This is a genomic window from Methylobacterium sp. AC690 (assembly GCF_979256535.1).
Window position 1 is genome coordinate 1 of sequence record NZ_CEEDOX010000098.1, and the last position, 251, is coordinate 251.

The following is a 251-nucleotide window of genomic DNA, read 5'->3' on the forward strand; positions in this document are numbered from 1 at the left end:
CCGAGGCCGTAGGCGCTCTCCCGCAGCACGGTCGGGATCTGATCGAGCATGTCGCGGGTGATCGAGGCCACGACGGGCACGATCATGATCGCCAGGATGATGCCGGCGGTGAGGATGCCGACGCCCGAGGGGACGCGGGCATAGAACCGGGTGCCGACGATCGGCATGCCCTCGACCAGGTTCGACACCGGCACCTGCACGCAGCGGGCGAAGAGCGGGGCGAACACGAACAGGCCCCACATGCCGTAGAT

1 pseudogene is annotated in these 251 nt (G+C 68.1%); it reads right to left on the reverse strand.

Annotated elements, in window-relative coordinates:
* A pseudogene (locus tag AC0IY1_RS25465) lies at positions 1–251 on the reverse strand (phosphate ABC transporter permease subunit PstC); the annotation flags it as partial.